Consider the following 23,445-nt stretch of genomic DNA (forward strand, 5'->3'; position numbering starts at 1 on the left):
GGAAATCCCTTCCCCCGAACTCGTATCATATGCGCCCCGATAACAGGGGTTTAGATACAATAGGGGAGGGTCTTATGGGTTTCGCGCGTTCTCGCTGGCTGGGCTGTGCCGCCACTGCGCTCTGTGTCGTGGCGGCAACCGATGCTGCGGCGCAGACCCGCCGTTTCGATGTGCCAGCGCAGCCCGCCAGCACCGGCATCCCGATGTTCGCGCACCAGGCCGGCATCCAGATCATGGTGCCCGCGCCGCTGGCCGACAATGTCGCGGTCAACCGGGTTTCGGGGTCGATGGACGTGACGGCGGCACTGCGCATGCTGCTGGCCGGCACAGATCTGGTTCCCGTGCGGGCGGGCGGGGCGATCGTGCTGCGGCGGCAGAATGCGCGCGTGGCCGCCTATACGCCCGCATCCACCGATGCGCCCGCGATCCAGGCCGCGCCCGAGCCGGCAGCGGTGCAGGAAGCGCCGGAGCCCGAGCAGGAAATCGTCGTCACCGGCATTCGCGGATCGTTGCAGCAATCGATCAACGTCAAGCGCGCCGCCGGCAACATCGTTGACGTCATCTCGGCACAGGACATCGGCAAGCTGCCGGACCAGAATGTCGCGGAATCGATGAGCCGCATCACCGGCGTGCAGATCACCCGTAGCGAGGGCGAGGGATCGAACTTCACCGTGCGCGGGATTTCGCAGAACCGGCTGGAGATCAACGGCCGGTCGTTCCTGGGTCCGAGCAGCGGCGGCGGCGCTTCGCTGGAATCGCTGAGCCCCGAGATCATTTCGAGCATCGTCGTGAGCAAGACGCCCACCGCCGACATGCCCGAAGGCGCGCTGGGCGCGACGGTGAACCTGAAGACCAAGCGCCCGCTGGAACTGGGCGATTTCGTCGCGAGCGGGCGTATCCAGGGGATGTACGCGGATCAGGCGGACAAGCTGGGCTATCGCGGGTCGGCACTGATTTCCAAGACGTTCGGCGACCGTTTCGGCATATTGGGCACGGTCGCCTATTCGCGCATTCACACCCAGTCCTATGGCTTCGAGACCGGCGGCTGGACGCGGACGAACGGCATCGACGGCAATGGCGACGGCATCAACGATGTCGGGCTCGTCCGTCCCAACCGGCTGATGCAGAAGGTGGACAAGCGCGACCAGCGCCGCCTGACCGCGCAGGGATCGATGCAGTTCCGCCCGGACGATCGCTGGGAAATCATCCTCGACGGCACCTATTCGCGGCTCGATATCGAGCGCGTGGGGATCAACAACCAGATACTGCTCAATGACAACGATGTCGGCGCGGTTGCCGATGCCAACAAGACCGTGGTGAGCGGGACGCTCAACAACGTCACGGTGCGCCCGCTGATCTACAATGCGCCGACGCTGCTTGAATCGAGCAACATCGGCTTCTCGACCAAGTACAAGACCGATGTGGTCGAAGTGTCGGTCGATGCCTCGTACAGCAAGGCCAGTTCGGAGCCTGCCAATGGCAGCTCGATGACCTATGTCGTCGTGCAGAAGGACGGCAACGTCGCCAACGCCAGCTTCGATTTTCTGACCGGCAACGCCGTGCCGAACATCTCGCTCGCGACCAATTTCAACGCGCTCGATCCGGCGCAATACCGGCTGACGTCGATCTTCGACGGGGCGATCGTGACCGACAATGACGGGTTCGACGCGCGGATGGACTTCAAGATCCACACGCGCTGGGGCCCGCTCTCCTCGGTCGAGCTGGGCTCGCGGTTCGAGCATCTGAGCCTCTATTCCGAAGCGCCGCAGAATATTCCGGGTGTGGCCGGCCTGCTGGCCAAGGGCGACAAGAATGGCGACGGGATCATCACGATCAACGAACTGCCCGGCGTAACGTATAGCGGCACGGTCAGTTATTTCCCCGGCGTGAGCGGCAATTTCCCGCGCCAGCTGCTCGACGGGCATCTGGACCAGGATGTCGCGCGCGACGCGTTCGGGCTACCCAAGCCCGCCGCCGACACGATCCCGCTGGGCCGCGTGTCGATCAAGGATGTGAAGCAGGACACGCTGGCATTCTATATCAAGGGCAATATCGACACCGACATCGGCGGCATGCCGCTGACCGGCAATGCCGGCGTGCGCTATGTCAGCCAGGAGCGGCTGTCGTCGGGCTATCTGTCGGATACGCAACCGACCGCGACCAAGCCGACCTTCGATTACTGGCTGCCCAGCGCCAACCTGTCGCTGGCGATCCGCGACAACCTGACCTTCCGCGCCGCCGCCGCCAAGGTGGTCGCGCGGCCCAGCCTGGCCGATGTGGCGGTGAGCTTCGTGCCGCTGCTCGTCTCGCGCACCGGCAATCGCGGCAACCCCAATCTGCGCCCTTATGAGGCGACGCAGTATGACGCGACGCTCGAATGGTATTTCGCGCCGGCCAGCGCGCTGACGGGTGCGGTATTCTACAAGAACGTCGATTCCTTCACGATCAACCTGACGCAGGAAGAGTTCATCCCAGGCGTGTCCGAAACCTATGGCACGTTCCAGATCACCCAGCCGGTCAATGGCAAGGCGGGCAAGATCAAGGGGTTCGAAGTCGCCTTCCAGCAATCGCTGCGCTTCCTGCCGGCGCCGTTCGACAATCTGGGCGTGCAGGCCAACTACACCTATGTCGACAGCGAGACGCCGCTGATCGACGAGGAGACGCAGAAGCGGCTGCCGCTGCCGGGGCTGTCGAAGCACAGCTACAACCTGATCGGCTATTATGAGGACAAGCTGCTGTCGCTGCGGATGGCGTATATCCACCGCAACTCGTATCTGCAGGGGCAGGGCAGCGCGGCGGCGGGCGGCAGTTCCTATGCCGCCGGGCGGGGGCAGCTGGACTTTTCGGGCCAGATCAACCTGTCGAAGAGCGTGCGGCTGACGCTGGAGGCAATCAACCTGACCAAGTCGGGCGAGCTGCAATATCTCCAGAACCGCAACCGGCTGTTGAGCAGCGTGCGCGAGGATCGCCGGATCTTCGCCGGCATCGCGGCGACCTTCTGATGCGGGCATTGTTGCTGTGCGTATCCGCGCTCGCCCCGGTCGCGTTGCTGACCGGGGCGGCGCCGGCCCCAAAGCCTGCGGACATCGTGATCTATGGCTGCACCGCCGGGGGCGTGATCGCCGCGGTGGAAGGGCGCAGGCTGGGGCGGTCGGTGACGTTGGTGTGCCGCGACGGTTATCTGGGCGGGATGACCACCAACGGGCTAAGCTGGTCCGACACCGGCAACCACCGGGCAATCGGCGGGCTGTCGCTGGAATTCTATCGCCGGGTGAAGCGGCATTACGACAACCCCGCCGCCTGGAACCTCGCACCCCGCCCGGCGCGCGCGGAGAATTACGTCGACGGCGAGGCGATGTGGCAGTTCGAGCCCAAGGTGGCCGAGCGCATCCTGGAAGACTGGGTGCGCGAGGCCGGGGTGACGGTGGTGCGCAACCAGCCGATCGACCGCAGCGCGCGCGGGGTGGAAAAGGCGAACGGGCGCATCGTCGCGTTCCGGTCCAAGGCCGGGCGACGCTTTGCGGGCCGGGTGTTCATCGATGCCAGCTATGAAGGCGACCTGATGGCCGGGGCGGGGGTAGCCTTCACCACCGGGCGCGAGGCCAACGCCACCTATGGCGAGACGCTGAACGGCGTGCAGGTGAAGAACAGCACCAACCACCAGTTCACGCTCGACATCGACCCCTATCGCGTGCCCGGCAATCCGCGCAGCGGGCTGTTGCCGCGCATCAGCGCTGCGAAGCCGGCGGCGGACGGCACGGCGGACGACAAGATCCAGGCCTATACCTTTCGCCTGTGCCTGACCGACGTGGCGGCCAACCGGCTGCCGCTGCCGCGCCCCGCCGGCTATGACGCGGGGCAGTATGCGCTGCTCAAGCGATACATGGACGCGGGGTATCGCAACTTCTTCCAGAAATTCGATCGCATCCCGAACGGCAAGGCCGATGTGAACAATTTTGGGGCCTTTTCCTTCGACAATATCGGCATGAACTATCGCTATCCCACCGGCAGCGATGCCGAGCGTGCGGCGATCCTGCGCGAGCATGTGCGGTATCAGCAGGGGCTGTTGTGGTTCATGGCCAACGACCCCGGCGTCCCCGCCGAAACCCGCGCCGAAATGGGGCGATGGGGGCTGTGCAAGGACGAGTTCACTGCCAATGGCGGCTGGCCGCGCGAAATCTATGTGCGCGAGGCGCGGCGGATGGTGTCGGACTTCGTGATGGCGGAGCCGCATGTGCGAGGGCAGCGCCCGACGCCGCGCCCGATCGGCATGGGATCGTACCAGATGGACTCGCACAATGTGCAGCGCGTGGTCGATGCGCGCGGCTTTGCGCGGAACGAGGGGAATATCGAAGTGGCGGTCGGCCACGCCTACCCAATCGCCTATGACGCGATCGTGCCGCGCCGGGGACAGGCGAGCAACCTGCTGGTGCCCGTCGCGCTGTCTGCATCGCACATCGCCTATGGCACGATCCGCATGGAGCCGGTGTTCATGATCCTGGGCCAGTCCGCCGCCGCCGCCGCCGACATCGCGATCGACCGGGGCGTGCCGGTGCAGGACGTGCCGTACGACCGGCTGCGCGAGCGGCTGACGGCCGAGCAACAGATATTGAGCCTGCCGCCCGGCGTGCGCTGAGCCGCCGGAACCGTTTTCCTACACCCCCTTGCGGCTGGCGATCCCCCGGGACGCCGGCCGCTTTTTTGCGTCCGCGCGCCTTACGACAAGTTCCGTAAGGAAAAAGCCGGACGCGGACCGCCCCGGATAGGGCGAGCCCTCTATAATGTACGTGAATTTGCGCGAGGTGGGGCGAGCACGCGCGCAATGCGACCATTTGGGGGGAAACATGCAGCTGACCATGCGACTGCCTGGGGCAATGACGGTGCGCGCCGCCGCGCCGTTCCAGCGCGATTTACTTGCCGCGTTCGACGCGCAACCTGACGTCATACTCGACCTGTCCGACGTGGCCGAAGTCGACTTGAGCTTTGTCCAGACGGTTCACGCCGCGCGCGACCATGCCGCACGCCATGGCGGACAGCTGCGCCTCGCCGCGCCGGCGCAGGGGGCCGTGCGCGCGCTGCTCGACCGGGGCGGGTTCACGACGGACGCCAGCCCCGAAGACCTGGACTTCTGGTTTCACGGAGAATTGCCGCGATGAGCGCATCCATTCTGACAGTCGATGATTCCCCCAGCCTGCGTATGGCGATCAAGATCGCGCTGACCGGCGCGGGCTATGCGGTCACCGAAGCGGGCGACGGGGTGGAGGGGCTGAACGCCGCCAAGGCCGCGACGTTCGATCTCATCATCACCGACCTGAACATGCCCAACATGGACGGGCTGACGATGATCCGCGAGCTGCGCAAGGACCCCGCCCAGTGCGGCACGCCCATCATCTTCCTCACCACCGAAAGCGATGACGCGATGAAGCAGCAGGCCAAGGCGGCGGGCGCGACCGGGTGGCTGGTCAAGCCGTTCGTCCCCGAACAGCTCATCAAGGTCTCTCGCAAGGTGCTGGGCCGATGAACGGGCTGGACCCCATCGCGGCATTCCGCGTCGAGGCGGGCGACCTGCTCGCGCAGATCGAGGAGCATCTGCTCGACCTGGGCCACCGGCTGGACGACCGCGACCTGGTGGACGCGGTGTTCCGCGGGCTGCACACGCTCAAGGGCTCGGGCGCGATGTTCGGCTTTGATGCGCTGGCGAGCTTTACCCACCATTGCGAGAGCGCGTTCGATCGCGTGCGCAAGGGGCTGGTGCCCGCGACGCAGGCGCTGGTGGCAGTGATCCTGTCGGCCAAGGACCATATGCGCGCGCTGATCGATGGCGACGGCGCCGGGCTGGAAGCGGCGGGCGACGCGATCCTGGCGGCGTTGCAGGCGGCGATCGACGGGGCGGGGGACGCTGCTGCAGCCGCAGTCCCGGCGGGCGAGGCCGGCTGGCGGCTGTCGTTCCGCCTGCCGCCCGAGGCGATGGCCAACGGCACCAACCCGCTGATGCTGCTCGACGAGCTGCGCGAACTGGGCGAGTGCCGCATCGTCGCGCGTACCGATTGGGTGCCGACGCTGGCCGATCTGGTGCCGACCGAATGCCATATCGGCTGGGATGTCGAGCTGCGCGGCGACATTGCGCGCGGGGATATCGAGGATGTGTTCATCTTCGTGATGGACGACATGGAGCTGGCGATCGAGCCGCTGGCCCCCGTAATCGCCGAGGAATCGGCGGTCGAGGAAGCGCCGGTCGCGGAAGCGGGGCCGGTACAGGCCGCTAACGACGCCGGCCAGCCGGCCACCGCGCGCGCCACCGCCAAGGCGAGCGAGAGCGTGCGCGTTCCCGCCGAGCGGCTCGACGAGCTGATGGACCGAGTGGGCGAACTGGTGATCGTCCAGAGCCGCCTGTCACAGCTGGCGCAGGGCAGTGTGACGGGCGCGGAAATGGTGCTGCGCTCGATCTCCGAGGAAATCGAGCGGCTGGCGAGCGAACTGCGCGACACGATGATGGTGCTGCGCATGGTGCCGGTCGCGTCGCTGTTCGGGCGGTTTCGCCGGCTGGTGCACGACCTGTCGCGCGAAACCGGCAAGACGATCCTGCTGGAAACCGAAGGCGAGACCACCGAAGTCGACAAGACCGTGATCGAGCGGCTGGCCGACCCGATGGTCCACCTGATCCGCAACGCGTGCGACCATGGGCTGGAGACGCCCGAAGACCGTATCGCGGCGGGCAAGCCGGCGGCGGGCACGGTGCGGCTGTCGGCCAGCCAGGCGGGCGGCGAAGTGATGATCACGATCCGCGACGACGGGCGCGGCATCGATCGCGATCGGGTGCGCGCCAAGGCGGAAAGCCACGGGCTGATCCAGCCGGGGCAGGTGCTGAGCGATTCCGAACTGCTCCACATGATCTTCCACCCCGGCTTCTCCACCGCCGCGACAGTGACCAACCTTTCGGGGCGCGGCGTCGGCATGGACGTGGTGAAGCGCACGATCGAGAGCCTGCGCGGCGCGATCGACATCACCAGCGCGCCTGGTGAGGGATCGACGGTGGTGCTGCGCATCCCGCTGACGCTGGCGATCATCGACGGGCTGCTCGTGCGGGTGGGCGAGGGGCGCTATGTCATCCCACTGGCTGCCGTCGAGGAATGCATCGAGCTGAGCCTGGAGGAAGACCTGCGTTCGCGCGGACGCAGCTTCATCACGCTGCGCGAGCGGCTGGTGCCGTTCCTGCGGCTGCGCGAAATGTTCGAGACGGGCACGCGGCCCGATCCTCACCAGAAGATCGTCGTCATCGCCACCGGCGCCGAGCGCGTCGGGCTGGTGGTCGACCAGATCATCGGCAGCCACCAGACCGTCATCAAATCCATGTCGCCGCTGCATCAGGCGGTGACCACTTTCGCCGGGGCGACGATCCTGGGGGATGGCGGCGTGGCGCTGATCCTCGACGTTTCGCAGCTCGTCGCGCTGGGCCAGCATCAGGAGGAACGGCTTCGTGCCGTGGGGTAAGCCAATGGAAAAGAGCCAAACGCAATGGGACGCCGCCGGCGGCCTGGAAGTGCTGACCTTCGACCTGGGGGGCGAGACCTTTGCACTGGAAGCAGTGCTGGTCCGCGAGATCCTGGACCTGCTGCCCGAAACGGCGGTGCCCGGCGCGCTGCCGCTGGTGGGGAGCGTGGTCAATTTTCGCGGCAAGATCATCCCGATCGCCGACCTTCGACTGGCATTCGGCATGCCGGCGGCGGAGGCGACCGTGGATAGCCGTATCGTCGTGATCGAAATCGATGCCGAGGGCGAGCAGCTCCAGCTGGGCGTGCGGACCGACAAGGTCCACGAAGTCGCCACGCTGCACAAGGCGGATGCCGAGGACGCGCCCGCCGTGGGGATGCGCTGGCGCCGTGAATATGTCCGCGAGCTGGTGCGCCGGGACGAGGGCGTCATCGTCCTTCCCGACCTGACCGCAATCTTCAACGTTCTGACGGGCGGCGGCGATCATGCCGCAAGCGCTCCGTCGACCATCCACTGAGACGGGGGCAACGTCATCATGAACGCTTCGATCAAATTCAAGCTGGGCGCTACCTTTGTGGTCCTGCTCGCCATCATGGCCGGGATCATCACGCTGGGCGTGTCGCGGCTCAACGAACTGAATACCGCCATCAACGGCGTCATCGCGGGGCCGGCGCAGCAGCTGGACCGTGCCCGCACGGTGGACGGCGGCGTCAGCATGATGATCCGCGCCGAAAAGAACCTGGCGATGGCGGAAAATCCGGCGCTGCGCCGCGAACTGGAAACGTCGCTGGAAACCTGGCGCGACCGGGTGGAGGACGCCGTCACCCAGGCCAATGCCAAGGCATCCGAGCGGACGCGCGCGACCTGGGCCGAACTGCGTGAACAGTGGAACGGTTTCAAGCCGGTCAACGAGCGAGTGCGCCAGCTGAGCGAGACCGACCGCACCGGCGCTGTCGCGCTGACGATGGGCGAATCGCGCGAGCGCGCTGCGGCGATCACCAAGAAGGTGGCGCAGCTGGTCGATATCCAGAAGCAGATGATGCAGGAAGCCAGCGTCGAGACCGATGTCCTCTATGCGTCCGCCCGCAACCTGCTGGTGACGATGGGCGTCATCGCGTTCGTGCTGACCAGCGCGGCGGCGGTGTATCTGTCGCTGCTGATCGGGCGCGGGCTCAAGACGGCGGGCGCCGCGATGCGCCAGGTGGCCGAGGGCGACCTGACCCGCACCATCGAGATCAAGAGCCGCGACGAAATCGGCGCGTTGCTGGGCGATGTGAACGAGATGATCGAGCGGCTGCGCTCGGTGGTCGGCGATGCGACGGTGGCGTCGAACAATGTGTCGGCGGGGAGCCAGGAACTGTCGGCAAGCGCCGAACAGATGTCGCAGGGCTCGACCGAGCAGGCGGCGGCGACCGAGCAGGCATCGGCATCGATGGAAGAGATGTCGGCCAATATCAAACAGAACGCCGACAATGCCGCGCAGACCGAGAAGATGGCGCGCCAGTCGTCCAAGGACGCCGAGGCCAGCGGTATCGCCGTGGACCGCGCGGTGGGCGCGATGCGCACGATCGCGGAGAAGATCGGCATCGTCCAGGAAATCGCCCGTCAGACCGACCTGCTGGCGCTGAACGCAGCCGTCGAGGCAGCGCGTGCGGGCGAACATGGCCGGGGCTTTGCCGTGGTGGCATCCGAAGTGCGCAAGCTGGCCGAACGCAGCCAGACGGCGGCGGCGGAAATCGGTGCCGTCTCGACCGACACGGTGCGCGCCGCGACCGAGGCGGGCGAGATGCTGACCAGGCTGGTCCCCGACATCCGCCGAACCGCGGAACTGGTGGCCGAAATCAGCGCGGCGTGCCGTGAGCAGGATATCGGTGCCAACCAGATCAACCAGGCGATCCAGCAGCTCGACCAGGTGACGCAACAGAATTCGAGCGCGTCCGAACAGGTCGCCGGCACATCCGAGGAACTGGCCGCGCAGGCCGAGGAGCTTCAGGCGAGCATCGCGTTCTTCCGCGTCTCCGACTCCGTACGCCCGAAGCGGGCGCCGACGACGCGCAAATCCGCGACCTCTGCGCGCGCCGCCAAGCCCCGGCCCGGATCGATTGCCGACCAGCAGGCCCGGCTGAACGGGTTCGCGCTCGACCTGCAACAGGGCGGAAGCGATCCCGAAGACAGCAATTTCGGAATGGCTGCGTAGAAAATACGACGCCGATCCATCTTCTGATGCCAGGCTATAGCGCCCAAAGTTCGGGACTGATTCAATGCGCGGAACAATAAAACTGAAGTTGGGGGTAACGTTTTTCGCCCTCATCGTGATGCTGGGTGCGGTCGTCTATGTCGCGACGACGCGGATGGCGTCGCTGAATGCGACGATTTCGAGCGTGATCAACGGGCCTGCACAGCGGCTTGAAGTCGCGCAGGCTGTGGATGGGAAGGTGAGCTACGTTCTTCGCATGGAGAAGAACATGGCGCTGACGACCGACGAAACGCTGACGCGCAAGTTCGACAGCGACTTGATGAAGGCGCGCAACGACCTGCAAGCGCTCATCATCAAGGGCAATACTTCGGCAAGTGAGCGGGGGCGGCCGATCTGGGCGCAGATCCAGGCGAAATTCAATGAATACGAGCCCGTCAACAATCAGATCCGCGCGCTTGCGATGGTGAACCGTAACCAGGAGGCCGGCGATCTTTCGATCACGCGGTCGCGCGAAATCGCCGGGGCGATGGGCGAGGCCGTTGGGCGGATCGTGGAGATCGCCAAGGAAGACATGCGTCGCGCCGATGCCGATGCAGCCGCACTTTATGCCGCCGCCAGTACGATGCTGTACGTGACCGCCGGGATCGCATTCCTGATCGCCATTGCCGCGGCAGTCTGGATTTCGCGGACGGTCTCGCAGGGCCTGGGCAAGATCGGCGTCGCGATCGATGCCGCAGCGATCGGCGACCTGGAGCAGGATGTCGTGGTGACCAGCAACGACGAGATCAAGGATCTGGTCGATACCGTCAACCGGATGATGGCGAACCTGCGCCGGACGGCGGCGCTGGCCGATACGATTGCCGCTGGCGATCTTTCGCTCGATCACCAGCCCTTGTCGGACAAGGACGTGCTGGGCCACGCGTTCAAGCGCATGACCGAGAGCCTGCGTGCCAGCGCCAAGCTGGCCGACACGATCGCGGCGGGCGACCTGACGGTCGATCACAAGCCGCTGTCGGACCGGGATATGCTGGGCAACGCATTGGCCGAAATGATCGAGCGGCTGCGCTCGGTGGTGGGCGATGCGACGGTTGCGTCGAACAATGTGTCGGCGGGGAGCCAGGAACTGTCGGCCAGCGCCGAACAGATGTCGCAGGGCTCGACCGAGCAGGCGGCGGCGACCGAACAGGCATCGGCATCGATGGAAGAGATGTCGGCGAACATCAAGCAGAACGCCGACAACGCGGCGCAGACCGAGAAGATGGCGCGCCAGTCGTCGAAGGATGCGGAAGCCAGCGGCATCGCGGTGGACCGCGCGGTGGGCGCGATGCGGACGATCGCCGACAAGATCGGCATCGTCCAGGAAATCGCCCGCCAGACTGACCTGCTCGCGCTGAACGCAGCCGTCGAGGCGGCGCGTGCGGGCGAGCATGGCCGGGGCTTCGCGGTGGTGGCGTCCGAAGTGCGCAAGCTCGCCGAACGCAGCCAGACGGCGGCGGCGGAAATCGGCGCGGTTTCGACCGATACCGTGCGCGCCGCGACCGAGGCGGGCGAGATGCTGACCAAGCTGGTGCCCGACATCCGCCGTACCGCCGAACTGGTCGCCGAAATCAGCGCGGCGTGCCGCGAGCAGGATATCGGCGCCAACCAGATCAACCAGGCGATCCAGCAGCTCGACCAGGTGACCCAGCAGAATTCGAGCGCGTCGGAACAGGTCGCCGGCACGTCCGAGGAACTGGCGGCGCAGGCCGAGGAGCTTCAGGCGAGCATCGCGTTCTTCCGCATATCCGACACCGATCGCGGCCCGCGCGTCCAGCCGGTGCGGCGTGCCAGCATGGCCGCGCGCAAGCCGGCTCCCGGCGCGCTCCCGCGCTCCGGCTCGATCGCCGACCAGAAGGCGCGGGTGCAGGGCTTTGCGCTCGACCTGCAACACGGCGGTGCGGACGCCGACGATGCCAGGTTCGGCGGCCAGGCGGCCTGATCCACTACCGCGCCCGGGGGCGGCGGCGCGGCCAACCATCATCATATAAGGGGGGATTCTTCCGATGCGTGCGACTATAAAATTGAAATTGGGGGCGACCTTCGCGTTGCTCATCGCGATGCTGCTGGCGGTGGTTGTGGTCGCCAACCTGCGGCTCAGCAGCCTGAACGATGCGATTTCCCAAGTGATCGACGGGCCGGCCAAGCGACTGGAAGTCGCACTGACGCTCGACACCGAAATCAGCAAGCTGTTGCGGACCGAAAAGAACCTTGCGCTGACCAACGACGCACAACTGAGCCAGGAATTTGCCGCTTCGATGGGCAAGCAGCAGGCGACGATCGAATCCCTGATCAACGAAGGGGTCGGATTGGCCGCGACGCCCGAGGGCAAGGCATTATGGGCGGACGCGCGCGATGGCTGGGCTGCGCTGAAGCCGGTGAATAACCGCGTCCGCGACCTGGGCCTGGCCAACCAGAACGAGCAGGCTGCGGCGCTTTCGATCGGCGACTCGCGCAAGCTCGCGGCGGTGCTGTCGACGACGATCGAGAAGATCGTCGATCTGCAGAAGAAGCGGATGCAGGCGACCGATGCCGAGACGGACGCGCTGTACGCGACGTCGCGCCTGACGCTTCTGACCGTCGCGGGCTTTGCGCTCCTTCTCGCGGTGGGCAGCGCCTTCTGGATTTCGCGGACGGTCTCGCTGGGCCTGCGCAAGGTCGGCGTGGCGATCGACGCCGTGGCGATCGGCGATCTCGAGCAGGACGTGGCCGTGACCAGCAACGACGAGATCAAGGACCTGGTCGATACCGTCAACCGCATGACCGTGAACCTACGCGCCAGCGCGAAGCTGGCCGACACGATCGCGGGCGGTGACCTGACCGTCGATCACCGGCCGCTGTCGGACAAGGACATGCTGGGCCATGCGCTGGTCCAGATGGTCGAGCGGCTGCGCGGCGTGGTGGGCGATGCGACGGCGGCGTCGAACAATGTGTCGGCGGGCAGCCAGGAACTGTCGGCAAGCGCCGAACAGATGTCGCAGGGCTCGACCGAGCAGGCGGCGGCGACCGAGCAGGCATCGGCATCGATGGAAGAGATGTCGGCCAACATCAAACAGAACGCCGACAACGCGGCGCAGACCGAGAAGATGGCGCGCCAGTCGTCCAAGGACGCCGAGGCGAGCGGCATCGCGGTGGACCGCGCGGTGGGCGCGATGCGGACGATCGCCGACAAGATCGGCATCGTCCAGGAAATCGCCCGCCAGACCGACCTGCTGGCGTTGAACGCAGCCGTCGAGGCGGCGCGTGCGGGCGAACATGGCCGGGGCTTTGCGGTGGTCGCATCCGAAGTGCGCAAGCTCGCCGAACGCAGCCAGACGGCGGCGGCGGAAATCGGCTCGGTCTCGACCGACACGGTGCGCGCCGCGACCGAGGCGGGTGAGATGCTGACCAAGCTGGTGCCCGACATCCGCCGTACCGCGGAACTGGTGGCCGAAATCAGCGCGGCGTGCCGCGAGCAGGATATCGGTGCCAACCAGATCAACCAGGCGATCCAGCAGCTCGACCAGGTGACGCAGCAGAACGCCAGTGCGTCCGAGCAGGTGTCGAGCACGTCCGAGGAACTGGCGGCACAGGCCGAGGAACTGCAGGCGAGCATCGCCTATTTCCGGATCGACGGGCAGGGCGCTCGCGCGGCCAAGCCGGCGGCCCGCACGACGGCGGCGCGCAAGCCGACGACGCGCAGCGCGGCCAAGCCCCGCCCGAACTCGGTTGCCGACCAGCAGGCGCGCATCCAGGGCTTTGCCCTCGATCTCGCCAATGGCGGTCCGGATGCCGAGGATGCCGCGTTCGGGGCGCGCGCGGCATGAGCGGCCCGCACGAAATCCAGGTCGTAACCTTCGGCCTGGGGGCAGAGGTGTTCGCAGTGCCGGTGACGCTGGTGCGCGAGATCCTCGACTATCGCGACACGTTCCGCATTCCGAACGGGCCGGACTATCTGCTCGGCCTCACCGACATGCGCGGACAGGGCGTTACCACCATCGACTTCCGCCTGCGGCTTGGGTTGCCGCGGGCGGAGCCGACCCCCAGCACGCGAATCCTGGTGGTGGACGTGCCGCTGGAGGATCGCGCGCTGATGCTCGGGCTGGTGGTGGACCGCGTGCTGGAGGTCAGCACGTTCCGCAGCGACCAGATTGAGGGCGCGCCCGATATCGGGGTGCGCTGGCCCTCCGACTATATCGGCGGCGTCGTGAAGCGCGCCGACGGGTTCGTCGTGCTGGTCGATATCGCCCGCGTGTTCTCGTCCGCGGACGTGGCGCTGTTGCAGCCGCCGATCGCCTCCGCCGCCTGAATGCCTGTTCCGGGCCGCCGTGCCCGGAACCACCCCGAATTGGAGCCGCCTCTTGTCCGAAGCCGCCGTCCTTACTCGCGCTCGCGTCCCCGCTGGTCCGGCGAACGAACAGATCAGCCGCCGCCACTTCACCCAGCTTGCCGCCTATATCTATGAAACGGCGGGCATAAAGATGCCCGACAGCAAGAAGACGATGCTGGAGGGGCGACTGCGCCGGAGGATGCGCGCATTGTCGCTGCCGTCGCTGGATGCCTATTGCGACCATGTGTTCGCCGAGGGCGGGCTGGAGGCAGAGGCGCTGTACCTGCTCAATGCGGTCACGACCAACAAGACCGACTTTTTCCGCGAGCCCGCGCATTTCGACTATCTGGAGCGCGTGATCCTGCCGGCCTATGCCGCCTCGGGCGTCGAGCGCCTCCGCGTGTGGAGCGCCGCCTGCTCGACTGGGCCCGAGCCCTATACGATCGCGATGGTGCTCGACGATTTCGCCAGCCGCACCGGCGGGCCGTCCTATGGCATCCTGGCGACCGACATCGATACCGAAGTGCTGGAGACCGCGCGCCTGGGCATCTATCCGGCCGAGGCCGTGGAGCCGGTGCCGACCACGCTGCTGCGCAAATATGTCGCGTTCGCGCGCGATGCGCAGCGCAGCGACGTACGGATCGTGCCCGCTTTGCGCAGTGCGGTCGGCTTTGCGCGGCTCAACCTGATGGACGATCGCTATCCGGTCGGCGCGGCGATGGACATGATATTTTGCCGCAACGTGCTGATCTATTTCGACAAGCCGACGCAGCAGCGCGTGGTGTCGCGGCTGGTCGATTGCCTGGCGCCGGGCGGCTACCTGTTCCTTGGCCATTCGGAATCGATCGCGGGGCACAACCTGCCGATCAAGCAGGTGGCCAACACCGTGTTCCGGCGGAACTGAGCCATGAAGAACGGCAAGATCCGCGTCCTGGTGGTCGATGATTCCGCCAGCGTGCGCCAGATGATGACGGCGGTGCTGGAGGAGGACCCCGATATCGAAGTCATGGCCGCCGCCGCCGACCCGTTCAGCGCGGCGCGGCACATCCAGGAGGAAGTGCCCGACGTCATCACGCTGGACGTGGAGATGCCGCGCATGGACGGCATCACGTTCCTCAAGAAGCTGATGGTGCAATGCCCGGTGCCGGTGGTGATGTGTTCGTCGCTGACCGAAGAGGGTTCGGAGACGCTGCTCCAGGCGATGGAGGCAGGCGCGGTGGACGTGATCCTGAAGCCGCGCATCGGCGTGGCGGACCATCTGGCCGAGCATAACCTGCAGATTCGCGACGTCGTGAAGGGGGCCGCGCGCGCCCGCGTACGTGGGCGTGCCGCCGTGCGTGCGCGCACCGATGGGCCCGAGAAGAAGCTGACCGCCGACGCGGTGCTGCCGCCCCCCAGCGGCAAGGCGATGAGCCGCACGACCGAGATGGTGCTGTGCCTGGGCGCGTCCACGGGCGGGACCGAGGCGCTGCGCGAAGTGCTCCAGGCGCTGCCCGCCAACGCGCCGGGGATCGTGGTGGTCCAGCACATGCCCGAGAATTTCACCCGCGCCTTTGCGCAGCGGCTGAACGGGCTGTGCGAAGTCGACGTAAAGGAGGCCAGCGATGGCGACGTGGTACTGCGCGGGCATGTGCTGATCGCGCCCGGCGGGCGGCATATGATGCTGGAGCGCCAGGGGGCGCGCTATCATGTCAGCGTGCGCGAGGGGCCGTTGGTGTCGCGGCACCGCCCGTCGGTGGACGTGCTGTTCCGATCGGCGGCGCGCTCGGCGGGGTCGAACGCCGTCGGCGTCATCATGACCGGCATGGGCGATGACGGCGCGCGCGGGCTGCTGGAGATGAAACAGGCGGGGGCCGTGACCTTCGCCCAGGACGAGGCAAGCTCGATCGTGTTCGGGATGCCCAAGGAAGCGATTGCGCGCGGGGCGGCGGACCGCGTGATCCCGCTCAACCAGATCGCCCGCCACATGCTGGCAGCGGCTAACCGGTAATGGATATGGCAATGCATTTCGAGGCCGCAGGCGCCTTTGCTCCCGCTCCGCAGGATGGCCGGGACACGCTGGAAACGCTGCGCACCGCGCTGGAGGCGATGGCCAGCGGGCTGGATGCGCGCTTCGTCACGGCGGGGTCGGCGCTGTCGCAGACCTATGCGGTGGTCGAGAAGCTCGTCGCCGCGCTGGAGCGCGTGACCAATGCCATGGACGGCGAAGGCACGGCGGTGGCCATCGCCAACATGCGCGGCACGGCGGACCGGCTGCTCCACCTGCCCACGCTGCAGGCGGCGCGGGCCGAGGCGTTGCACGCCGTGCAGGCGATCGGCCCGGCGCTGCGCCGCGAGATCGACCGGGTCCACCGCACGCTCAGTTTCCTGCGGATCTGCGGGCTCAACATCAAGGTGGCGGCGGCCGGGATGGGCGAGTTCGGGGATTTCGCCGACGGCATGTTCGCCAAGCTGGACGTGGCCGAGGCGGAGATGGCCGGCATCGCCGTGGAGATCGAGCGATTGGCAACCACCGTGCCCGACGTGTTCGGCGTCGAGGAGCGGCTGGCCGCCGAATGCGCGGCGGTGGTCCCGCATGTGCCCGAGAGCCTGGCCGGGGACGCGCTGGCGCTCCAGCACTACCAGATGGCGCTGGCCGAGCGGGCAGGGCAGGTCGCCACCGTTGCGCGCGCCGTGCGCACCACGGTGGCGACTGCGCTGGGCGCGTTGCAGATCGGCGACATCACGCGCCAGCGGATCGAGCATGTCGTGGAGGGGCTGGGCACGGTGGCGGCCTTTGCCGAAGCGCATCCCGAGATCGACCCCGCGCATGCCGAGGCCATCCGGGGGCATGCCATCGCGCTGCTCGCTGCACAGGCGGCGGATACGGCACGCGATTTCCAGCGCGAGGCCGGGCTGTTGATGCAGAGCCTGCACGGGATCGCGCCGCGCGCCGCTGAATTGCTGGAATTCCGTCAGGGCGGAGATGCAGGGGGGACGGAGAGCGAGGCTGCGTTCCTCGCCGGGCTGGAAAAGAGCGTGGCGGAGGCGGAGAACGTCACCGGGCGGCTGCGTGAAGCCGATGCCCATGCACAGCGGCTGGGGAGCGCCACCTCCACCACCGCCGAGCATCTGGGCGCGCGGCTGCGCAATGTCCATCGGGTGAAGAACGACGTGCAGCACATGGCGTGGAACACCGATCTGCGCTGCTACAGGATGGGAGATGCGGGACGGGGGCTCGCGGTGATCGCGTCCGAAATACGCGGCTTTGCCGTGATGCTGGAGGAGATTTCGGACCGGATCGGCACGTTGTTCGAGCAACTGACGGCCGCCGCCGGCGCGATACGCGGGCAGGAGGATGCGGAGGTCACCCAATCGCTGGCGGACTCGCTGGAGTGTATCCGCGCCGGGGGGCAGCGGATGCGCGAGGGCATGGCGGGGCTGGGCGATGATGCATCCGTGATCGCCGACATGCTGCGCAACACCACCGAAGCCGTCGATTGCGACGCCGTGGGGCGGGCGATGGCCGACCATGCCGAATTGCTGGCGGGCTTTGGCGCGGCGCAGGACGTGATTCCCGAAGCGGCGCAGCCGGCGATGGCCGCGCTGTTCGACACGATCCTGCGCAGCTACACCATGGCGCGCGAGCGCGAGGTCCACCGCGACTATGTTCCGGGCACCGACATGGGGGTGGCCGAGGTCGCGGACGATGACGATGATGACGACGGGCTGTTCTGAACCCGTTTCGCCGCAGCGGCGCGCTTGTACCAAGGTTCATTGACAGGACCGGGGGTGTCCGCCGCATCGCTGCTGTCCAGCGGCAAGGCCGGATCGGTGGCGCTGGTGGCGGGGGCGGGGACGAGCGTGGTGCGCCGGGCGCTTCAATGCGCGCCGCGAGGGGGAGGAGATCTGCATCACCAGCCTGGCCGGCGAGACGCAGGTGCGCTGGGGACAGGAGCGCCGCGCCCTGCGCGCGGCGGACGAGGTGCGCTATACCGCGCAGGGGATCGGCGCGGGCTCGACGCGGCGGTGCTGACGGCGTGGCAGTCCGGGACGCTGATTTTTCGCCAGATGCCGCTGCGGCAGGTGGTGGCCGAACTCAACCGCTATCGGCGGGGCAGGATTCCTGACGAACGAGACCATGGCTTCCCGCCCGGTGAGCGGCACTTATTATGTCGACCGGCTCGACGATTCTTCAGCCAGGCCGAACCGGCGCTTGGCCTGACGGTCTGGCGACTGCCGGGCAACGTCGTGGTCCCGGGTTAAAGGCGGGCCTGGCCGGTCAGGCCGGGGCCGGGCTTTCGGTTTCGCTCCCGGCGGCGCGCCGGGCATAGGCGGCAATGACGACAAAGGCGGCAAGCGGCAGCAGCAATGCCGTGGCGATGCCGCCGGTGTGCACGGCGATGAAGCCCATGACCGGCGGAAACAGCGCTCCGCCGATGATCGCCATGATGAGGAACGACGATCCCAGAGGGCGCGCCGCGCCGAGCGATTCCACGCCCAGCCCGAAGATCGTCGGGAACATGATCGACATGAAGAAGCTGGTCAGCACCAGCGCGGCGACGGCAATCCATCCGGGTGCGGTCGCGGCGACGGCGCACAGCGCGACATTGGCCAGTGCATAGGCACCCAGCAGCCGCGTCGGGCGGACCCGCGCCATCAGCGCAGTGCCCGTGAAGCGACCGAGCATGAACAGCACCAGGCTCCCCGACAGGAGATACGCGCCCTGCCGCTCCGAGACCCAGGGCGTCGCGTCCTTCACGAAATCGATGAAATAGCTCCAGATGCCGACCTGCGCACCGACATAGAAGAACTGCGCGATGACCGCGCCGATCAACGGGCGGTGGCGCGTCACCGTGCCGAACTGCGCGCGAAGCGAGCTCTCGCCGGGCGCGCTGGCGGCGGGCAGGCGGGCTGCGGCGACGGCCGCCGCCACGCCAAGCGCGGCAATGGCGAGCAGTGCATAGGGAAGCTGCACCGTCGCGGCCTCCGCCGCGCGATAGGCCGCGAGCTCGGCGGGCGACATGGCGGTGAGGGTGTTGGTCGAATGCTCGACGCCGGAGAAGATCAGCATGCCGCCGAGCGCAGGGGCGATGCAGCCGCCCAGTCCGTTGAACGCCTGGGCCAGGTTCAGCCGCTGCACCGCCGTGGCCGGATCGCCGAACGCGCCGGTATAGACGTTGGCGGTCGTCTCCAGGCACGCGGCGCCCGCTGCGATCAGGAACAACGCGAAGAGGAACATGCCGAAGCTGAGCATCAGCGACGCGGGGTAGAACAGCGCCGCGCCGATCGCATAAAGGACCAGCCCGGTCAGCACGCCCGCGCGATACCCGAACCGCCGCATCAGCAGCCCGGCGGGAAGCGCGACGACGAAATAGCCGATATAAAAGACGAATTGGATGAACCCGGCCTGCGCCCGGTCTAGCCCCAGTGACTTCTGGAACTGACGGATCAGGATGTCGTTGAGGTTGTTCGCCAACGCCCACAGGAAGAACAGGCTGACGATCAGCGCAAAGCCCCAGCGATAGGCGGGGGTGATGAAGCCAAGGGGCGGCTGCCCCGGATCGGTCGGCGCGCTTGCTGCGGTCATCTTCTCCATCTCCCTTTTATCGTTATCGATTTTTCGGTCAGGGGCGTGGGACAGAGGCCCCGTCGCCGATCAGCCCTTTCGCCGCCAGAGCCTCCCAGAACGCGGCGGGGATGGCGTGGCGCGCCAGCGCGGCGGTCTGGGCGATCCGCCCCGGATTGCCGGTGCCGATCACCGTGGCGGTCACCGCCGGATGCGCCGCCACGAATTGCAGCGCCGCTGCCGGCAGGGGGACGCCGAACTGCGCGCAGCATCGCTCCAGCGCATCGACGCGTGCCACGATGTCGACCGGCGCGGGGCCGTAGTCGTAATGCGCCGATTCCCCTTGCGCGCCCGTCGCCAATATTCCCGAATTGAAGACCCCGGCCGCGACCACGCCGATGCCGCGCGCGCGGCACGTGTCGAAGAACGCTGCGCCTTCCGGGTTCAGCAGTGTGTAGCGGCCCGCGATCATCAGTATGTCGAGATCGGCGCGGTCGATGCTGTCGGCGCAGATCTCGACTTCGTTGACCCCCAGCCCGATCGCGGCGACGACCCCCTGGTCGCGCAGCGCCGTCATGGCGCGGAAGCCTTCCGCCGCTTGTGCGCGATACGCTTCATGCGCTGCGCCATGGGTCACCCGGCCGAGATCGTGCATGTAGAGGATGTCGATCCGCGCCAGGCCGAGCCGGTGCAGGCTCGCCTCTACCGAGCGCATGACGCCGTCATAGCTATAGTCGAACACCGGATCGAACGGCATCGGCGAATGGAACCCGTGCCGCTCTGCGGTCGCCTCGCCCGGCACGAGCAGCCGCCCGACCTTGGTGGACAGGACAAAGGCATCGCGCGGGCGCCCCCGCAGCGCGTCGCCCAGTCGCCGCTCGCTGAGGCCGAAGCCATAGAAGGGCGCGGTATCGAAATAGCGCACGCCGTGGTCCCACGCTGCGTCGACCGTGGCGAGCGCCGCTGCTTCATCGATCGCGCGATAGAGATTGCCGAGCGTCGAGGCCCCGAAACCGAAGGGGCCGCTGGTAGCCAGGCGATCGAGAAGAGCAGGGCGGGACTGAGTCATGCGGGCGGTCCTCAGAAGCTGGCGATGGCTTTCAGGACATGATCGGCGTCGGCGATCAGTTCGGGCAGGCGCCGGGGCAGATCGGCGCCGTCCACGCTGTGGGTATGAAGGGCGTCCACCGGGATTTCGCCCGCCAGCATCGCCTGTTTGACGCGGGCGAAATCGGCGGCGAGCGCGTTGCGGCTGGCGAGCAGCGTCGTTTCGCGCTTGTGGAACTCCGGGTCGGCGAACACGAGATCGCCGGGCGCCACGCCGACCAGCACCAGCGTGCCGCCATGCGCAACATAGCCAAGGCTCTGCGCCATCGCGCCGAGCGATCCGGTGGCGTCGAACACGGTGTCGAACAGGTCGCCATCGGTACGTTCGGCTGCCGCAGCGGCCAGGTCCGGCCCCGCCTCGACCACATCGGCGAACCCCAGATGGGTGCGGGCAAAGTCCAGCCGCGACAGGCGGGTGTCCGCCAGCGTCACGACGGCACCGGCCAGGCGCGCGAACAACCCGCACGCAATGCCGATGGGACCGGCGCCGACCACCAGCGCGCGTCCGTCACCCGCCAGGCGGGCCCGCGCGACCGCATGGGCGCCGATCGCGAGAAACTCCATCATCGCCGCCTGGTCGAGCGTCAGCCCGGTCGCATCGAGCACGGCGCTTTCCGGCACCGCCACGAACTCGGCCATCCCGCCATCGCCGTGCACGCCCAGCACGCGGATGTTGACGCAGGCGTTGGGCTTATCCTTGCGGCACGCGATGCACGTCCCGCAGGCGATATAGGGATTGATCGCGATTCGCTGGCCCGGCTGGAAACGCGACCCCGGCGGCGCTGTATGCACTTCGCCCGCCAGTTCGTGCCCCATGACGCGCGGATAGGCGAGGAACGGGTGGCGGCCCGCATAGATGTGATAGTCGGTGCCGCACAGGCCCACCCGCCGGATGCGGACGATGATCTCGCCCGGCTGCGCCACGGGAAGCGGGCGCTCCTCGATGTCCAGGCGGAACGGTTCCCGGCAGACGACGGCCTTCATGCGCGCACCCTCTCACGGTCTTGGTCTTTTGCGATGGGTAGACGTCTGATCTCGTATATGCAAGTTTGCTATCACCTGTGCGATTTGGAGCTTGTGGCGCATTCATGCGGATCGACGCGCATCATCACCTGTGGCGATATGTGCCCGAGGCGTTCGAGTGGGTCGCGCCGGGATCGGCCATCGCGCGCGACTTCGACGCCGCCGATCTCAGGGCGGCGCTGGCGACGGCGGGCGTCGAGGGGGCGATCGCGGTCCAGGCGCGGCAGACCGTCGAGGAGACAGCGCATCTTCTTGCCGCGGCCGAAACGTGCCCCGCGATCGTCGGAGTCGTCGGCTGGGTGGACCTGCGGGCGGGCGATGTGGAAGCCCGGCTTGACGCGCTCCAGGCGCCCATTCTGGTCGGCTATCGGCATGTCGTGCAGGACGAACCCGACCCGGATTTCCTGCTCGCGGACGATTTCGTCCGGGGCGTGCGCGCGGTCGCGCGGCGGTCGCTCACCTACGACATTCTCGTCAATGCCGCGCAGTTGCCGCGCGTCCCCGCGTTTCTCGACCGGATCGGCGCCGGCCGTTTCGTGCTGGACCACGCAGCCAAGCCCGACATCGCGCGCGGCGCGTGGCAGCCCTGGGCGGATCAGATGGCTGCCGTTGCCGCGCACCCCGATGTCTGGTGCAAGGTGTCCGGGCTGGTGACCGAGGCGGACCATCGCCATTGGCGCCCCGCCGATCTCGAACGCTATCTGATGCATGTCTTCACGCTGTTCGGGCCGGATCGGGTGATCTGGGGATCGGATTGGCCGGTGTGCCTGCTCGCGGCCTCCTATGCCGAGGTCGCGGCGGTGGTTGCCGATTTCGTGGCGCGCCATTGCCCCGCTGCCGACGCCGCGGTGTTCGGTGGCAACGCGGCGCGGGCCTATGCCTTGACAGTGGAGCAGCCGGTCCGGTTGGTGCCGGGGTGCGCAGTCGGGAAGGACGCATGAACCAGAGCGGGCCCAAGGGCACCTATGCCGCGCCTGCGATAGAAAAGGCGTTCGAGATCATCGAGGCGCTGGCGCACCATCCCGAAGGCGCGCTGGTCAGCGAGATCGCGGCGCAGCTGGGCCGATCGGTCGGCGAATTGTTCCGCATTGTCATCGTGATGGAGCGGCTGGGCTATCTGCGCAAATCGCCGATCACCGATCGCTACACCGTGGCCTACAAGCTGCTGGAAATGGCCTATCGCGCAACGCCGGCGCAGGACATCGCCCGCGCCGCGCTGCCGCACATGCAGGGGTTGGCGCAGGATGCGGGCCAGTCGTGCCATCTCGTTGTCGTCAATGCCGGCAGCGGGCTGGTGATCGCGTGCGAGCAACAGCCCGGAATCCGGGGCTTTTCGCTGCGCATCGGCGCGACGATCGACATCATCAACAGCTGCTCGGGGCAAGTGCTGCTGGCCTTTTCAAGCGTGCCGCGCGCCGAACAGATCATCGCGGCGGCCGAACAGGCGCGATCCGCGCCGGTGGACCGGGACTGGCTGAACGAACGGCTCATCGCCATCCGGGCGCGCGGCTATGACAGTCGCCAGAGCCCGATCACGTACGGGGTGACCGACATAAGCTGCCCCGTATTCGGATTCGACGGGAATGTCGCGGCGGCGCTCACCATTCCCTTTCTTGCGCTGATCGACGGATCGCAGAAAGTGCATCTGGACGCCGCCCGCGACCTGTTGCGACAGGCAGTGGCGCGGATTTCGGACACGCTTGGCTATCCTGGCGATCGGCTGGCATAGTCCCA

General features: G+C 67.3%; 19 protein-coding genes. 16 read left to right on the top strand and 3 right to left on the bottom strand.

The genetic code is table 11. The annotated features are described in order from the left end of the window. Positions 1–74: 74 nt before the first annotated feature. The 14 genes from ACG3SL_RS04155 (at position 75) to ACG3SL_RS04220 (ending at position 18,278) form a co-directional block, all read left to right on the top strand. On the top strand, positions 75–3,002 hold the full coding sequence (locus tag ACG3SL_RS04155) for a TonB-dependent receptor (RefSeq protein ID WP_448663879.1): 2,928 nt from the start codon (positions 75–77) through the stop codon (positions 3,000–3,002). Further along, entirely contained in the window at positions 3,002–4,636 is a 1,635-nt protein-coding gene (locus ACG3SL_RS04160) for an FAD-dependent oxidoreductase (RefSeq protein WP_448663880.1), read from the top strand. The genes ACG3SL_RS04155 and ACG3SL_RS04160 overlap by 1 nt, the downstream gene beginning before the upstream one ends. Before the next feature lie 208 nt (positions 4,637–4,844). Continuing rightward, on the top strand, positions 4,845–5,156 hold the full coding sequence (locus ACG3SL_RS04165; protein WP_448663881.1) for an STAS domain-containing protein: 312 nt from the start codon (positions 4,845–4,847) through the stop codon (positions 5,154–5,156). Further along, entirely contained in the window at positions 5,153–5,521 is a 369-nt protein-coding gene (locus ACG3SL_RS04170) for a response regulator (protein ID WP_448663882.1), read from the top strand. Before ACG3SL_RS04165 ends, ACG3SL_RS04170 begins: the two co-directional genes overlap by 4 nt. Then, complete coding sequence (locus tag ACG3SL_RS04175) at positions 5,518–7,491, top strand: chemotaxis protein CheA (protein WP_448663883.1); 1,974 nt, start codon at positions 5,518–5,520, stop codon at positions 7,489–7,491. The genes ACG3SL_RS04170 and ACG3SL_RS04175 overlap by 4 nt, the downstream gene beginning before the upstream one ends. A gap of 4 nt (positions 7,492–7,495) precedes the next feature. Then, the gene (locus tag ACG3SL_RS04180; protein ID WP_448663884.1) at positions 7,496–8,008 is read left to right on the top strand and encodes a chemotaxis protein CheW; all 513 of its coding nucleotides are present in this window, start codon (positions 7,496–7,498) and stop codon (positions 8,006–8,008) included. Between the two features lie 18 nt (positions 8,009–8,026). Then, entirely contained in the window at positions 8,027–9,688 is a 1,662-nt protein-coding gene (locus tag ACG3SL_RS04185; RefSeq protein ID WP_448663885.1) for a methyl-accepting chemotaxis protein, read from the top strand. A gap of 64 nt (positions 9,689–9,752) precedes the next feature. Next, positions 9,753–11,666 (top strand): HAMP domain-containing methyl-accepting chemotaxis protein, encoded by a 1,914-nt coding sequence (locus tag ACG3SL_RS04190; protein WP_448663886.1) that lies wholly within the window; start codon positions 9,753–9,755, stop codon positions 11,664–11,666. Positions 11,667–11,730: 64 nt separating this feature from the next. After that, complete coding sequence (locus ACG3SL_RS04195) at positions 11,731–13,530, top strand: methyl-accepting chemotaxis protein (RefSeq protein ID WP_448663887.1); 1,800 nt, start codon at positions 11,731–11,733, stop codon at positions 13,528–13,530. After that, the gene (locus tag ACG3SL_RS04200; protein ID WP_448663889.1) at positions 13,527–14,012 is read left to right on the top strand and encodes a chemotaxis protein CheW; all 486 of its coding nucleotides are present in this window, start codon (positions 13,527–13,529) and stop codon (positions 14,010–14,012) included. Before ACG3SL_RS04195 ends, ACG3SL_RS04200 begins: the two co-directional genes overlap by 4 nt. 112 nt (positions 14,013–14,124) lie before the next feature. Then, complete coding sequence (locus ACG3SL_RS04205) at positions 14,125–14,937, top strand: CheR family methyltransferase (protein ID WP_448665064.1); 813 nt, start codon at positions 14,125–14,127, stop codon at positions 14,935–14,937. Positions 14,938–14,940: 3 nt separating this feature from the next. Next, entirely contained in the window at positions 14,941–16,023 is a 1,083-nt protein-coding gene (locus ACG3SL_RS04210; RefSeq protein ID WP_448663890.1) for a protein-glutamate methylesterase/protein-glutamine glutaminase, read from the top strand. Between the two features lie 11 nt (positions 16,024–16,034). Next, positions 16,035–17,750, top strand: a complete 1,716-nt coding sequence (locus ACG3SL_RS04215; RefSeq protein ID WP_448663891.1) for a hypothetical protein — start codon at positions 16,035–16,037, stop codon at positions 17,748–17,750. A gap of 54 nt (positions 17,751–17,804) precedes the next feature. Next, a complete protein-coding gene (locus ACG3SL_RS04220; RefSeq protein ID WP_448663892.1) occupies positions 17,805–18,278 on the top strand; it encodes a hypothetical protein in 474 nt (157 codons plus the stop codon). A gap of 16 nt (positions 18,279–18,294) precedes the next feature. On the opposite strand, the gene fucP is transcribed toward ACG3SL_RS04220, so the two are convergent. The 3 genes from fucP to ACG3SL_RS04235 are packed head-to-tail and all read right to left on the bottom strand — an operon-like array spanning position 18,295 to position 21,672. Beyond that, entirely contained in the window at positions 18,295–19,602 is a 1,308-nt protein-coding gene (fucP, locus tag ACG3SL_RS04225; RefSeq protein ID WP_448663893.1) for an L-fucose:H+ symporter permease, read from the bottom strand. 37 nt (positions 19,603–19,639) lie between these two features. Then, a complete protein-coding gene (locus ACG3SL_RS04230; RefSeq protein ID WP_448663894.1) occupies positions 19,640–20,650 on the bottom strand; it encodes an aldo/keto reductase in 1,011 nt (336 codons plus the stop codon). 11 nt (positions 20,651–20,661) lie between these two features. Then, entirely contained in the window at positions 20,662–21,672 is a 1,011-nt protein-coding gene (locus tag ACG3SL_RS04235; protein WP_448663895.1) for a zinc-binding alcohol dehydrogenase family protein, read from the bottom strand. 104 nt (positions 21,673–21,776) lie between these two features. On the opposite strand from ACG3SL_RS04235, the gene ACG3SL_RS04240 reads away from it, so the two are divergent. Beyond that, positions 21,777–22,652, top strand: a complete 876-nt coding sequence (locus ACG3SL_RS04240; RefSeq protein WP_448663896.1) for an amidohydrolase family protein — start codon at positions 21,777–21,779, stop codon at positions 22,650–22,652. Then, positions 22,649–23,440, top strand: coding sequence for an IclR family transcriptional regulator (locus ACG3SL_RS04245; protein WP_448663897.1), 792 nt, complete (start codon positions 22,649–22,651; stop codon positions 23,438–23,440). The genes ACG3SL_RS04240 and ACG3SL_RS04245 overlap by 4 nt, the downstream gene beginning before the upstream one ends. Positions 23,441–23,445: the final 5 nt, after the last annotated feature.

The sequence above is a fragment of the Sphingomonas degradans genome, assembly GCF_053502645.1.